A 14,889-nucleotide genomic window follows, 5' to 3' on the forward strand; every position below is an offset into this window, starting at 1 on the left:
GCCGTGGCTGCTCAACGCATCATGACCGCATCACCCATTGCAATCGAAGAGCAACGGGTACCCGACTGCCCGCCGTTCGTCAGCCGCGTCAGTTTTGATGGACTTCGGAAGGTACGTGAACAGCCGCACATTCAGCGGAAAGGACAAGGGAGGTGAGCGGGCCTGGTCTTACGACGCGGTTTTGGCCGACTTGCCGGACCGGAGGTACTGATCCACCACCGCGGCCATCTTGCGTCCTTCGGCAATGGCCCAGACGATGAGGGAGAGCCCGCGTGTCATTTCTCGGCCCGCTTTCGGTGATTACGTTTGGTAGGGCGAAGTCCCGAACCTGCTTTCGGATATAGCGAACATCCAACTTGGGGTTCACCGATACGACCCCGCGGATGTCCTCGATATCTTGCAGACGGTGCGAAACGGCCTTCATGATCACCAGGTCCTCCGGGGTGGGTAACCGAAAGACCAGGCTCCCGACCTTCCACCGCACGGCCCGGCGCAGAGCCTTCTGCTCAAACGAGAGTCGGCCTTGGGCCACGTCCACAGGCACACCGCTAGCCGCATGCTCAAGGAGGATCATGGCGGAGCGTTTGGCGAACGCGATCGGATCGGTGATCCTCGGCTTCAAGCCACGAGTCTGCGCAAACGCCAAGGAGCGATCGAGCGCAGCATCTTCAAGCCGAACAGTGGCGTCTATATCTGCGGTCAGTCGAGGCCCTCCAAGAAGACTGGCCGCAACCCCGCCGATGATCATACCCTCGGTTTTCGACTTTTTAAGAAGACTGGAGAATGCTCGGAGAGCGGGAACGAGAGAAGTGAGCGAGGCAGGCTTTACGCCGCGAGACCTTTGAGGCGACGCCACCGGAGTCTGGCCTCTTTATCTTGCTGACGATTCATGGCGGCTAACTTCGGGATCAGCCCCATCCCGACCGCCAAACGATAGCAGGCATCCATCTGACGGAGCTTTTCCGCAATCGGCGTGCGCCGAAATTCCTTGGCCTGGAATTCGTTCACCAAGCACCCGCGCTTCACATATTCCCGGGCTTCTTTTTTCGTCATTTCACCGCAGCCTTGGCCGACGTGCCGGACCGGAGGTACTGGTCCACCGCCGCGGCCATCTTGCGTCCTTCGGCAATGGCCCACACGATCAGCGAGGCGCCCCGGCGCACGTCGCCGCCCGCGAAGACCCCGTCCACGCTGGACATGTAGTTGCCGTCCGTGGCCACGTTGCCCCGCGTGTCGTACTTCACGCCCAGCCCGTCCAGCAGCCCCAGCTTGACCGGGCCGGTGAAGCCCATCGCGAGCAAAACCAAATCCACGTCCATCTCGAACTCGGTGCCGGGAACCGGCACGAACTTGCCGTTCTCGAAGGAGACCCGGTGCGCGTGCAGCTTGGTGACATGCCCGTTGTGGCCGGAGAACTTGGTCGTCGAGACGCTCCACTGCCGGTCGCAGCCCTCCTCGTGGGCGTGCGAGGTGCGCAACTGCATCGGCCAGAGGGGCCAGGGCGTGGAGGCGGCGCGCTGCGGCGGCGGCTCCGGCAACAACTCGAACTGATGCACTTCGCAGCAGCCCTGCCGGTGCGCGGTGCCCAGACAGTCCGAGCCCGTGTCGCCGCCCCCGATGATCACGACCCGCTTGCCCTTGGCCGTGATCGGCTCGTCGGTGATCACGTCGCCGGCATTGCGCCTGTTCTGCTGGGTGAGGTAGTCCATCGCCAGGTGGATGCCCCTCAGCTCCCGGCCCGGCACGGGCAGCTCGCGCGCCTGCTCGGCCCCCAGGGCCAGGCAGATCGCGTCGAACTGCCGGCGCAGCTCCTCCCCGCCGACATCCACGCCGACGGTGACGCCGGCCCGGAACTCGACCCCCTCGGCCTTCATCTGCTCCAGCCGCCGGTCCACGACCCACTTCTCCATCTTGAAGTCGGGGATGCCGTAGCGCAGGAGCCCGCCGATCCGGTCCGCCTTCTCGAAGACCGTCACCTGGTGCCCCGCCCGCGCGAGCTGCTGGGCCGCGGCCAGCCCGGCCGGGCCTGAGCCCACCACCGCCACGGTCTTGCCGGTCTTGACCGTCGGGAGGACCGGCTGCACCCACCCCTCGTCGAAGCCTCGGTCTATGATGTTCCACTCGATGACCCGGATCGAGACCGGGTCCTCGTTGATGCCCAGCACGCAGGCCGACTCGCAGGGAGCGGGACAGAGGCGCCCGGTGAACTCCGGGAAGTTGTTCGTCGTGTGGAGGGCCTTGAGCGCGTCCTGCCAGCGGCCCCGGTGCACGAGGTCGTTCCACTCAGGGATCAGGTTCACCACCGGACAGCCGTTGGTGCTCTGGCAGAAGGGCACCCCGCAGTCCATGCAGCGGGCGCCTTGCGCCTTGAGCTTGTCCTCCGGCATCGGCTCGTAGAGCTCCTTCCAGTCCGTGATCCGGAGCTCGACCGGCCGGCGCTTGGGGCCCTCGCGGGCGTATTTCATGAAGCCTTTGGGATCAGCCATTTCCAAAAACCGTGACGCGTGATTGGTGACGGGTGACGTGCGAGAGACGCGACGCAGAACAGAACCGTCGTGCGTCGCCCGTTGCTCGCGAACGACGACGCCCGTTTCACGTCTTACGTCTCACGTGTGCGCCATTTCCTTGTGCGCCTGCTGCTTGGCGGCCGCCGCCTTCCGCTCGGCGAGCACGCGCTTGTAATCAATCGGCATGATCTTGACGAACTTGGGCAGCATCGTCTCCCAGGCCTCCAGGACCTTCTTGGCCTTGCGGCTGCCCGTGTGCTTGAGATGGGCCTCGACCATGGAGCGGAGCGTCTGCTTGTCCTCGGCGGTGGCGACCTTCTCGAGCTCGACCATCCCCAGGTTGCAGCGCTGCTCGAACTTTCCGTCCTCGTTCAGCACGAAGGCGATGCCGCCCGACATGCCGGCCGCGAAGTTCCGGCCGGTCCGGCCCAGCACGACGACGACCCCGCCGGTCATGTACTCGCAGCCGTGGTCGCCCGTGCCCTCGATGACCGCCCGCACGCCGCTGTTCCGGACCGCGAACCGCTCGCCCGCCATCCCGTAGAAGTAGCACTCGCCGCCGGTGGCTCCGTAGAGCGACGTGTTTCCGATCAGGATCGTCTCCTCCGGGTTGTAGGTGATCCCCTTGGGGGGCACGACGACGATCTTGCCGCCCGAGAGCCCCTTGCCCAGGTAGTCGTTCGACTCCCCTTCCAGGATCAGCGTGATGCCCTTGGAGACGAACGCCCCGAAGGACTGGCCGGCCGAGCCGGTGAACCTGATCGTGATCGTGTCCTCCGGCAGCCCCTCCAGCCCGTACTTCTTCGCGACGCGGCTGGAGAGCATGGTGCCGGTCGTCCGGTTCACGTTCCGGATCGGCAGCTCCAGCGTTACCTTCTCCCTCCGCTCGATGGCCGGCCGGCAAAGCTCGATCAGCTTGTTGTCCAGGATGCCGGCGAGCCCGTGGTCCTGCTTCTGGACGCAGTGGGTGGCGATCTCCGGGCCGACCTCCGGCATCTTGAGCAGCGGCGAGAGGTCCAGGCCCCTGGCCTTCCAGTGGTCCACGGCCTTCTGGGCCTTGAGCTTGTCCATCCGGCCGATCATCTCCTCCATCTTGCGGAAGCCCAGCCTGGCCATCAGCTCGCGCACTTCCTCGGCCACGAAGAAGAAGTAGTTGACCACGTGCTCGGGCTGGCCGGCGAACTTCTTGCGCAGGACCGGGTCCTGCGTGGCCACCCCGACCGGACAGGTGTTCAGGTGGCACTTGCGCATCATGATGCAGCCCTCGACGATCAGGGGCGCGGTCGAGAAGCCGAACTCCTCCGCCCCGAGCAGGGCCGCGACCGTCACGTCCCGCCCGGTCTTCATCTGCCCGTCGGTCTCGACCCGGATGCGCCTCCGCAGGTCGTTCAGGACCAGGGTCTGGTGCGTCTCGGCCAGCCCCAGCTCCCACGGGATGCCGGCATATTTAATGGAGGAGAGCGGCGAGGCCCCGGTCCCGCCCGAGTCCCCGCTGATCAGGACCTTGTCCGCGTGGGCCTTGGAGACCCCGGCCGCGACCGTCCCGACCCCGACTTCCGCCACCAGCTTGACCGAGACCTCCGCCTCCGGGTTGGAGTTCTTCAGGTCGAAGATGAGCTGGGCCAGGTCCTCGATCGAATAGATGTCGTGGTGCGGCGGCGGCGAGATGAGCTGCACCCCCGGCGTCGCGTACCGCAGCCGCGCGATGATCTCGTCCACCTTGTGGCCGGGCAACTGCCCGCCCTCGCCGGGCTTGGCCCCCTGGGCCATCTTGATCTGCAGCTCCCTGGCGTTGACCAGGTAATGGGAGGTCACGCCGAACCGGGCCGAGGCGACCTGCTTGATGTAGGAGTTCTTCGAATCCCCGTTCGGCAGCGGGACGAACCGCTCCGGGTCCTCGCCGCCCTCGCCCGTGTTGCTCTTCCCCCCGATGCGGTTCATCGCGATCGCCAGGGTCTCGTGCGCCTCCTTGCTGATCGCGCCGAAGGACATGGCGCCCGTCGTGAAGCGCTTGACGATCTCCTTGGCCGGCTCCACTTCCTCCAGCGGGATCGGCTCGGGCGCGAACTTGAAGTCCAGGAGCCCGCGCAGGTTGGAGCGGCGCCGGCTCTCGTCGTTCACGAGCGCCGCGAACTCCTTGTAGGTCTTGGGGTCGTTCGTCCTCGTCGCATGCTGGAGCTTGTAGATCGTCTCCGGGTTCCAGTTGTGATGCTCGCCCTGGACCCGGTAGTGGATCTCCCCGCCGAAGTCGAGCTGCCGGATCGGCGCCGGCGCGTAGGCCTGGCGGTGCCGGCGCAGGGTCTCCTCGCCGATCTCGCGGAGGCCGATCCCCTCGATGCGGGAGGCGGTGCCGGTGAAGTACCGGTCGATCGTCTCCCGGTTCAGCCCGATCGCCTCGAAGATCTGCGCGCCGCAGTAGGACTGGACCGTGGAGATGCCCATCTTCGAGAAGATCTTGAGCAGCCCCTTGTTGATGGCCTTGATGAACTTGGTCTCGGCGGTGGCCGCGTCCAGCCCCTCCGGCAGGTAGCCGTCCCGTTCCATGTCCACGAGCGTCTCGAACACGAGGTACGGGTTGATCGTCCCGGCCCCGTAGCCGATCAGGCAGGCGAAGTGGTGCACGTCGCGCGGCTCGCCGGTCTCCAGGATCAGCCCGACCTCGGTCCTCGTGCACTCGCGCACCAGGTGATGGTGCACGGCCGCGATGCCGAGCAGGCTCGGGATCGGCGCCCACTCCTCGTTGACTCCCCGGTCGCTGAGGATGAGGAACTTGTACCCGTCCCTGATCGCCTGGGAGGCCTCCTGGCAGAGGGTGTCCACCGCGGCGGCGAGCCCGTCCGGACCCTCGGCCACCCGGAAGAGCATCGTCAGCGTCTTGCTCTTGAAGCTCGGGTCGGCGATCTCGCGGATCTTCTCCAGGTCGGCGTTGGACAGGATCGGCTGCTTCACCCGGATTCGGCGGCAGGACTCAGGCGCCTCGACCATCAGGTTCGGCTTGGGCCCGATGTTGGTCACGAGCGACATGACCAGCTCCTCGCGGATCGGATCGATCGGCGGGTTGGTCACCTGCGCGAAGAGCTGCTTGAAGTACTTGAAGAGGAGCTGCGGTCGCTCGGACAGGACGGCCAGCGGCGTGTCGGTCCCCATCGAGGAGACCGGCTCCTCGCCGGCCACGACCATCGGGGTGACGACCATCTTGAGCTCTTCGACCGTGTAGCCGAACGCCTGCTGGCGCTGCCGGATCGTCGGATGGTCCGGCTGGGGCACGTTCAGCGGCTCCGGCAGCTCGTCCAGCGAGACCCGGTACTGGGTGACCCAGGCCCGGTAGGGCTTCCGCCCGACGATGTCGGCTTTGATCTCCTCGTCGTCAATGATGCGGCCCTGCGCCGTGTCCACGAGGAACATGCGGCCCGGCTGCAGGCGCCCCTTCTGCCGGATCTCCTTCGGCTCGGCCGGCAGCACGCCCGCCTCGGAGGCGAGCACGACGAGATCGTCGCTCGTGACCTGGTAGCGGCAGGGCCGCAGCCCGTTGCGGTCCAGCGTCGCCCCGATCAGCTTGCCGTCGGTGAAGCAGACCGCCGCCGGCCCGTCCCAGGGCTCCATCATCGCCGCGTGGTACTCGTAGAACCCCCGGCGGTCCAAGTCCATGTGCGGGTTGCCCACCCACGGCTCCGGGATCAGCATCATCATCGCGTGCGGGAGCGAGCGGCCGCCCAGCACGAGATACTCGAGCGCGTTGTCCAGGCAGGCCGAGTCGCTCTGGTGCTCGTAGACGATCGGGTACAGCTTGGGCAGATCGGCGCCGAACAGCTCGGACTGCAGCCGTCCCTGGCGGGCCCGCATCCAGTTCACGTTCCCCTTCAGCGTGTTGATCTCGCCGTTGTGGCAGATGTACCGGTAGGGATGGGCGAGCGGCCAGGTCGGGAACGTGTTCGTGCTGAACCGGGAGTGGACCAGCGCGAGCGCGCTGACCACGCTGGCGTCCTTGAGGTCCTGGTAGTATTCCGCCATCTGGCGCGGGAGCAGCAGGCCCTTGTACACGATCGTGTTGCCGGAGAGGCTGGGCACGTAGAAGTGCTCGCGCCCCTCGATGGCGGACTCCCGGATCACGCGCTCCGCGCGCTTGCGGATCACGTAGAGCTTGCGCTCGAACTGCGCCTCGTTGAGGATGTCGCGCGCGACGAACACCTGCCGGATGACCGGCTCGGTCCGCCGCGCCTGGGTCCCGATCGCGTCGCTCTTGACCGGCACGTCCCGCCAGCCCAGGAGCCGCGCGCCCTCCTCCGCGATCACCTTTTCGAAGAGCGTCTCGCACGACTTGCGCGCGGCGGCCTCCCGGGGCAGGAACACCATGCCCACCCCGTACTCGCCCGCGTTCGGCAATTTGATCCGGGCCTCCGCCGCCGCCCGCTTCAGGAACTCGTGCGGCACCTGGAGCAGGATGCCGGCGCCGTCGCCGGTGCAGGGATCGCAGCCCTGGGCGCCGCGGTGAAACAGGTTCTCCAGGACTTGCAGCCCCTTGCGGACGATGTCGTGGGACTTGTGCCCCTTGATGTTGGCCACGAAGCCGATGCCGCAGGAGTCTTTTTCGTGGGCCGGATCGTAGAGGCCCTGTTTCGGAGGGAGTCCGGGAATGTTCATGGGCGGCGAATCCGGTTCCGTGTTGAAGGTCTGTCCGTCTGGGCGGGACCGCGCCCCCGGCGCGACCTCCGCGAAGGGATTCGTCAGGTTGGGTCTGATGCCGTCGGCGGCCCCAATCGCTTGCGTGAATCGGAGTGTCACAATAAAGGATCGCACGCGCTCCTGTCAAGGCAACGGACCGCGTCGCGCGAGCCTTCAACGCGCCGGAATGAGGCTTGACAAAGGCGGACCCCTGCCCTAGACTCGCTCGCATGAATCACGGGCCCGCGACCTCGACCCTGCACACGATGGCGGACGTGTGGGACGCCTATCGCGGAGACCTCGACGGCGTCGAGGACCAGGTCCGTAGAAACCTCGATTCGTCGGTTGCCCTCGTCAACACGGTGGCGGCCCACATCCTGAGCAGCGGCGGCAAGCGCATCCGCCCCCTCCTGCTCCTCCTCTGCGCCCGCCTCTGCGGCCACACCGCCAGCGACCACCTGGTGCTCGGCAGCCTCGTGGAATACATCCACACGGCCACGCTCCTCCACGACGACGTGGTGGACGACGCGGACCTGCGCCGGGGCCGGCAGACGGCCCGCAAGGTCTGGGGCAACCAGGTCAGCATCCTGGTGGGCGACTACCTCTATTCGAAAGCCATCTGCCGCATCGTCGGATTCCGGAACCAGGCCATCAACGAGGTCCTCTCCGAGGCCTGCCGCAAGATGGCGGAGGGCGAGGTCCTGCAGCTCTACTACAACGGCAACCCCGCCGTCACCGAACCCGAGTACCTGCGCATCGTCGAATACAAGACCGCGTCGCTGATCGCGGCGGCCTGCCGGATCGGCGCGATCATCGCGGAAGCCCCGGCCGACAAGCAGGCGGCGCTGTTCCGGTTCGGCCGGCACCTGGGCATCGCCTTCCAGGTCGCCGACGACACGCTCGATTACGCGGCCGACGGCGACCGGCTGGGCAAGTCCCTGGGACAGGACTTGCGGCAGGGCAAGGCCACGCTCCCGCTCCTGCACCTGCTGCAGCACTGCTCGGAGCAGGACAGGCAGATGATCAAGGACCGGATGGAGACGAGGACGCTCACGGACGCGGACCTGCTGCGGATCACCGGGCTCATGCAGGAATACGGCTCGATCGCCTATGCGATGGAGCGGGCCCGCGAATTCGTGGCCGCCGCAAACCATGACCTGACTTCCTTCGAGGAGGATGCCCCGTCCAAACGCGCCTTGTGCGTCGTCGCGGAGTACATGGTCAACCGCGACCGCTAGCCCAAGAACCCGTGACACGTGACCCGTGACAGGTAACAAGGGCGCGCAGCGATGCGCCGTCGAACTCGTCACGCATCACGCGCCACGCATCACGTATCATGAGTCTCTTCCCCATCACCCACCACCCGTCACCCATCACGTCCCATCCGGCGCATCCGCTGGTCAAGCTGGCGGCGGAGGCGATCGCCGCGTACCTCTGGCGCGGACAGGTGATCGAGCCGGCCGCCGCGCTGTTCTCGGACCTGCCCGACGCCCTCATGCCCGCCGGCTGTTTCGTCTGCCTGAAGCGGCAGGGGCGGCTCCGCGGGTGCATCGGCACGACCGAGCCGCTCTACGAGACCCTGGCGGGCGAGGTCATCCGGAACGCGATCGGGGCCGCGACCCGCGATCCCCGCTTCGCGCCGGTGGAGCGGTTCGAACTGGACGAACTCAGCATCACCGTGGACGTGCTGGGACCGGCGGAGCCGGTGCCGGACCAGACCGCGCTGGACCACCGGCGGTACGGCATCGTCCTCCGGTCTGGCGAGCGGCGCAGCGTCCTCCTGCCGGACATCGAAGGGATCGGCTCGGTGGCCGAACAAGTGGCGGCCGCCCGGGACAAGGCCGGGCTCGCCCCGCACGATCCGATCGAGCTGCTGCGGTTCGAAGTCACCAGATACCGTTAAACGTGAACGGTGAGACGTGAGACGCAAACGGCCGGCTGTCAGAAGTCCTGAGATGCGTTTCCGCATTTCCGGTTCACCGTTCACGTTTCACTCTTCACCTTTCACGAAAGTACGCAATGGCTAATATCATTCCGTTCCGGGGAGTCCTGTACAATCCCGCCGCGTCCGGGGACATCGCCCAGGTCGTGGCACCGCCCTACGACGTCATCGACGCGGAGGCGCAGCGGGCGCTGCACGCGCGGAATCCGCACAACGTCATCCGGCTCGAGCTGGGGCTGGACGAGCCGGGCGACGGGCCCGCCTGCAACCGGTACACGCGCGCGGCCGGGCTCCTGCAGAGCTGGCTGGCGGGCGGCGTGCTCCGGCGCGACCGCGAGCCGGCGATCTACCCCTACCAGATCGAGTATGTCCCGCCCGCGGCCGGGCCGGACGCCGGCACGAGGGTGCTCAAGGGTTTCCTCTCCACGGTGGAGCTGGCGGACTTCGGCACCGGCCGGGTCTATCCGCACGAGAACACGCGGGCCGCGGCCAAGGAGGACCGGCTGCGCCTCCTGGAGGCCTGCCGCTCCAACTTCAGCCCGATCTGGTCCCTGTTTTCCGATCCGGAGGGCGGCATCCTCGGCCTTCTCGACAAATCCGTCGACACGGACCGGCCGCGCCTCGACTTCCGCGACGATGCGGGATTCCGCCACCGCCTCTGGGCGATCACGGACCGGACCGTGCTCGGAGAGATCGCGGAGGCCATGCATCCCAAGCCCCTGTTCATCGCGGACGGACACCACCGCTACGAGACCGCCCTCGCGTACCGGAACCTGCGGCGCCGGCAGGCCGGGGCCGGTCAGTCGAACGGTCTCCGGCCCTACGACAGCGTGCTCATGCTCTTCTCGAGCCTGGAGGATCCGGGCCTGACGATCCTGCCCACCCACCGGGTGCTTCGCACCCAGCCGCCTCCGCTGGCCGAGCTCGCGGTGCAGCTCCGCGGGGCCTTCACGTTCGAGGAGTTCCCGTTCCAGGAACAGGCGGAAGCGGACGCCCGCCGCCGCTTCATCGGGACGCTGCGCGCCAGGGGCCTCGCAGGCCACGCCTTCGGCCTGGCGTTGCGCGGGGTGCCCCGGTACGTCGTCCTGAGCCTACGGCCCGATCAGCCGGTCTTGGCCAACCCCTCCGCGCGAGACCGGCTGGACGTGTCGATCCTGCACAGTTCGATCCTGGGCCGCCTGTGCCCGTCCAAGGCCGACGAAGAGGCGATCTTCTACACCAAGGACGACGACGAGGCCCTGGACTGGGTGCGCCGCGGATCGGCCGAAGCGGCGCTGCTGCTCAACCCGACCAAGGTGAGCGAGGTTCGCGCCGTCGCGGCGGCCGGCGAGCGGATGCCGCACAAGTCCACCTATTTCTTCCCGAAACCCTTGACGGGCTTGGTCATGAATGTCATGGACTGACCAGGCAGAGAGACCCGGAGTGCGGCATCCGTTGCCGCACAAGTCCTTCTGTTCTCTTCCAAGCCCCTTGACCGGCTTGGTCAGGAATGTCATGGACGATTGATCGCGCCGCAGACCACGGTCTGCACGGAATCTCCGGAGCGGACACGCCATGCCACTCGATCGCGCCACCCCGACCTCCCCCATCCCGCCCGTCCCTTGCCTCGGCGTCAACCGTCGGACCGGCTCGCAGGAGCCAGCCATGCGAGGTGCCCGCCATGAGAGTCAAGATCCTCGTCGTCGATGATGACCCGGACATCGTCACGATCCTGAAGGATCGGTTGGAATCGCTCGGCTACGACACGGTCACCGCGGAAGACGGGACTCAGGCGCTCACGCTCATCGAGCGGGAACAGCCCGGCCTCATGCTGCTGGACCTGGAGATGCCCGCGCTCTCGGGCCTGGACGTGCTCAAGCGGATCGCCCAGGCCAGGCAGAGCGGGCGCGAAGGGTTCGATGTCCCCGTCATCATCATGACCGCCCACGGAACGATCACGAAGGCAGTCCAGGCGATGAAGGAGGGCGCCTACGACTTCCTCACCAAACCCGTCGAGACGGAGCACCTGACGATCGTGATGCAGAAGGCCCTGGAGCGGGAGACGTTGCGCCGCCAGGTCGAATACCTCCGCACCGAGGTGGACGCCCGCTATGCCACGATCGTCGGGACGAGCCCCCAGATCGCGTCCGTCGTCGAGCTCGCCAAACGGGCCGCCCAGTCCGACGCCGGCGTGCTGCTGCTGGGGGAGAGCGGCACCGGCAAAGAGCTCTTCGCCCGCTCCATCCACCACTGGAGCCCCAGACGGGCCATGCCGTTCGTGGTCATCAACTGCGTGGCGCTCACCGAGACCCTGCTGGAGAACGAGCTCTTCGGGCACGAGAAGGGGGCCTTCACCGGGGCGGACCGCCAGCAGAAGGGCAAGATCGAGATGGCGGACGGGGGGACCCTCTTCCTGGACGAAATCGGCGACATGCCGACGGCCCTCCAGGCCAAGCTGCTGCGGGTCCTCCAGGACCGCGAGTTCCACCGGGTCGGGGGCACCCGCCCGGTCCGGGTGAACATCCGCGTCATCGCCGCGACGAACAAGGACCTCAAGCAGGCCGTCAAGGAGGGACGCTTCCGCGAGGACCTCTTTTTCCGGCTCAACGTCGTCACGCTGACGCTCCCCCCGCTTCGCGAGCGCCCCGCGGACATCCCGCAACTGGCCGAATTCTTCCTCAAGCGGCACGCGCAGGACGCCAAGCGGCCCAGGGCAAGGCTGACGCAGGAGGCCATGGCGGCCATCACCTGTTATGCCTGGCCCGGCAACATCCGGGAGCTGGAGAATGCGCTCGCCCGAGCCGTCGTGCTCAGCCAGCACGAGGAGATCGGCCCCGAGTCCCTGGCTCTCTGGGGTCCCGACGGACTGCAGGCCGCCCAGACGAGCGGCTCGGCCGGCTATGAGGACCTCCCCTACCACGAGTCCATGGAGGAGCACAGCCGTTCCATCATCCTGCGGGCCCTCCAGCGGGCCAACTGGTGCCAGACCAGGGCGGCCGAGCAACTCAAGCTCCAACGGACGTACCTGGCGCGGCTCATCAAGCAGAAGAACATCCCGGTCCAGCCCCAGCGCGGATGATCCTCCCCGGCCCTTCCCGTGGTAGGATACGGGCGCAGGCGCGTGGCGAGAGGCTCGATGCAAGCGACTTCCATCCGTTACCTCTCGCCCCGCGCCCCATGCCTCGTGCCGGAGATTAGAAATGGCGATAGACCCAGTTTGCGGAATGACAGTCGAAGAGGAGAAGGCCGCCGCGACGTCGGTTTACAAGGGCACGACCTACTACTTCTGCGCCCCCGGCTGCAAACGGACCTTCGAGGCAGGCCCGGACGCGATCCTCAAGAATGGCCCTCGCGGCATGCAGGCGCCCGCCCCCCAGATGGTCACGATCGGGAAAATCCAGAGGGCGGAGCCACGCGGCCCCCGTCCTGCTCCAAGCCCGACCGCGCAACCGGCGAAGGGCTTGCCCCAGCCCCCAGACGTTTCACGTCTCACGTCTGACGTCTCACGTCTCACGATTCCGATCGAGGGGATGTCTTGCGCCTCCTGCGTCGCCAAGATCGAGCAGGGGCTGGGCGGGATGGAGGGAATCGTCAAGGCCTCGGTGAACCTCGCGACCGAGCAGGCGACGGTCGAATACCTGCCGAACGTGACGAGCGTGGCGGCGATCCAGGAGACGATCCGCGGCCTGGGCTACACGCCGGTCCTGCCCGCCGGACCTTCGGCGAGCGAGCGGGAATCCCCCGCGACCAAGGAGGCCCGCGCGCGGGAGGCCTACCGGACGCTCACGATCCGCTTCTGGGCCTCGGCGGTCCTGACCCTGCCGATCATGGTCCTCGGCATGTCGGAGCACCTGGGTTTGCCGGTCGCCCGGACCGCCTCCTTCTGGCTCCAGCTCCTCCTGGCCACGCCGGTGCAGTTCTGGGCGGGCTGGCAGTTCTACCGCGGGGCCCTCGCGGTGGCCCGGCACGGCTCCTCCGACATGAACACGCTGATCGCCGTCGGAACCTCCGCGGCCTACGGCTACAGCGTCGCCGCCACCCTCGCCCCCGGGCTCTTCGCCGCCGGCGGCCTCGTGCCGGCCGTCTACTTCGACACCTCCGCCGCCATCGTCACGCTCATCCTCTTCGGCCGCGTGCTGGAGGCGAGGGCCAAAGGGCGGGCCTCGGAGGCCATCCGCAAGCTGGCCGGCCTCCAGCCCAGACAGGCGCGGGTCGTCCGGGAGGGGCACGAGCAGGACGTGCCGATCGAGGAGGTGCGCGTCGGCGACCTGGTCATCGTCCGTCCGGGCGAGCGGATTCCGGTGGACGGCCTGGTCCGCCAGGGAACGTCGGCGGTGGACGAATCCATGCTGACGGGCGAGAGCCTGCCGGTGGACAAGCAGCCGGGCGACCTCGTGATCGGCGCGACGCTCAATCGCGTCGGCGGCCTGAAGGTCGAGGCCACCAAGGTCGGCCGGGACACGGCGCTCGCGCAGATCATCCGCATCGTCGAGGAAGCCCAGGCCGCCAAGCCGCCGATCGCCAGGCTGGTGGACCGGATCGCCGCGGTCTTCGTGCCGGCCGTGATCCTGGTCGCCGGGCTCACGTTCGTCCTCTGGCTCGTCCTCGGCCCGGCGCCGGCCCTCACCCACGCGCTCGTCAACTTCGTCGCCGTCTTGATCATCGCCTGCCCCTGCGCCCTGGGTCTGGCCACCCCCACCTCGATCATGGTGGGCTTGGGCAGGGGCGCGGAGCTCGGCATCCTGCTCCGAGGCGGGGACGCGCTCGAGCTGGCCCACCGGCTCACGACGATCGTGCTGGACAAGACCGGCACGCTGACGAAGGGCGAGCCCTCCGTGGCCGCCGTGGTGCCGGTGGCGGACGGCTGGACCGTCGAGCGTCTCGTCGGCCTGGCCGCCTCGGCCGAGCGCAGCTCGGAGCACCCGGTCGGCGAGGCCATCGTCCGCCACGCCCGCCAGCAGGGAATTCCCGTGATGGACGCAGCCGAGTTCGCGGCGATCCCCGGCCACGGCATCCGGGCCAAGGTCGCCGCCCCCTCCGGGGCCCTCACCGTCTCGCTCGGCAACCTCCGGCTGATGGAAGTGGACGGAATCCAGGCGGGGCAGGACGCGACGAAGACGGCGGAGCAGCTCTCGAACGCGGGGCTCACCCCCATGTACCTGGCGGTGCGGGAGCCGGAGGCCAAGCTGGCGGGCATCCTGGCGGTCGCCGACACGCCCAAGGACCACGCGCAGGAGGCCGTGGAGGCCCTGCACCGGCTTGGCCTGGAGGTCATCATGCTGACCGGCGACAATCCCCGCACCGCCAGGGCGATCGCCGATCAGGTGAAGATCGACTGGGTTCTGGCCGAGGTCCTGCCCGAGCAGAAGGCGCGGGAGATCAAGAAGCTGCAGGAGCAAGGCAAGGTAGTCGCGATGGTGGGGGACGGGATCAACGACGCCCCGGCCCTCGCGCAGGCCGACGTCGGGATCGCGATCGGGACCGGCACGGACGTGGCCATGGAGGCGGCCGACGTGACCCTGGTCCGCGGGGACCTGCGGAACGTGGTCCTCGCCATCGCCCTGTCGCGGGCCACGACCAGGAACATCAAGCAGAACCTGTTTGCGGCCTTCATCTACAACGTGCTGCTGATCCCGGCCGCAGCCCTCGGCTACCTGAACCCGATCTGGGCGGCGGCGGCCATGAGCCTCTCCTCCGTCAGCGTCGTGGGGAACGCGTTGCGCCTGCGCCGGTTCCGCCTGCCGTGAGCGCCCGGCTCACCGGCCTCGTTGCTTCCCGCCCCATTCGAAATCCGCGTTT

8 protein-coding genes and 1 pseudogene are annotated in these 14,889 nt (G+C 67.7%); 5 read left to right on the top strand and 4 right to left on the bottom strand.

Annotated elements, in window-relative coordinates; all coding sequences use genetic code 11:
- Window positions 1-328: 328 nt before the first annotated feature.
- The 4 genes and pseudogenes from AB1411_05010 to gltB all read right to left on the bottom strand — a co-directional run bounded on the left by AB1411_05010 (window position 329) and on the right by gltB (window position 7,148).
- A pseudogene (locus AB1411_05010) lies at window positions 329-856 on the bottom strand (nucleotidyltransferase).
- Window positions 826-1,053 (bottom strand): hypothetical protein, encoded by a 228-nt coding sequence (locus AB1411_05015; GenBank protein ID MEW6542955.1) that lies wholly within the window; start codon window positions 1,051-1,053, stop codon window positions 826-828. The pseudogene AB1411_05010 and the gene AB1411_05015 overlap by 31 nt, the downstream one beginning before the upstream one ends.
- Window positions 1,050-2,486: a glutamate synthase subunit beta gene (locus tag AB1411_05020; protein MEW6542956.1), complete on the bottom strand. Its 1,437-nt coding sequence runs from the start codon at window positions 2,484-2,486 to the stop codon at window positions 1,050-1,052. The genes AB1411_05015 and AB1411_05020 overlap by 4 nt, the downstream gene beginning before the upstream one ends.
- Window positions 2,487-2,606: 120 nt before the next feature.
- Window positions 2,607-7,148, bottom strand: coding sequence for a glutamate synthase large subunit (gltB, locus tag AB1411_05025; protein MEW6542957.1), 4,542 nt, complete (start codon window positions 7,146-7,148; stop codon window positions 2,607-2,609).
- Window positions 7,149-7,399: 251 nt separating this feature from the next.
- On the opposite strand from gltB, the gene AB1411_05030 reads away from it, so the two are divergent.
- From AB1411_05030 to AB1411_05050, 5 genes are all read left to right on the top strand, one after another.
- Window positions 7,400-8,407 carry a polyprenyl synthetase family protein gene (locus AB1411_05030; protein MEW6542958.1) on the top strand — a complete coding sequence of 336 codons (1,008 nt, stop codon included), beginning with the start codon at window positions 7,400-7,402 and terminating at the stop codon, window positions 8,405-8,407.
- A 98-nt stretch (window positions 8,408-8,505) separates the two neighbouring features.
- The gene (amrA, locus tag AB1411_05035) at window positions 8,506-9,072 is read left to right on the top strand and encodes an AmmeMemoRadiSam system protein A (GenBank protein ID MEW6542959.1); all 567 of its coding nucleotides are present in this window, start codon (window positions 8,506-8,508) and stop codon (window positions 9,070-9,072) included.
- Window positions 9,073-9,188: 116 nt separating this feature from the next.
- Complete coding sequence (locus AB1411_05040) at window positions 9,189-10,514, top strand: DUF1015 domain-containing protein (GenBank protein MEW6542960.1); 1,326 nt, start codon at window positions 9,189-9,191, stop codon at window positions 10,512-10,514.
- Between the two features lie 257 nt (window positions 10,515-10,771).
- Complete coding sequence (locus AB1411_05045; GenBank protein ID MEW6542961.1) at window positions 10,772-12,169, top strand: sigma-54 dependent transcriptional regulator; 1,398 nt, start codon at window positions 10,772-10,774, stop codon at window positions 12,167-12,169.
- 121 nt (window positions 12,170-12,290) lie between these two features.
- Complete coding sequence (locus AB1411_05050; protein MEW6542962.1) at window positions 12,291-14,837, top strand: heavy metal translocating P-type ATPase; 2,547 nt, start codon at window positions 12,291-12,293, stop codon at window positions 14,835-14,837.
- Window positions 14,838-14,889: the final 52 nt, after the last annotated feature.

The sequence above is a fragment of the Nitrospirota bacterium genome, assembly GCA_040757595.1.
Lineage (GTDB): Bacteria > Nitrospirota > Nitrospiria > Nitrospirales > Nitrospiraceae > JBFLWP01.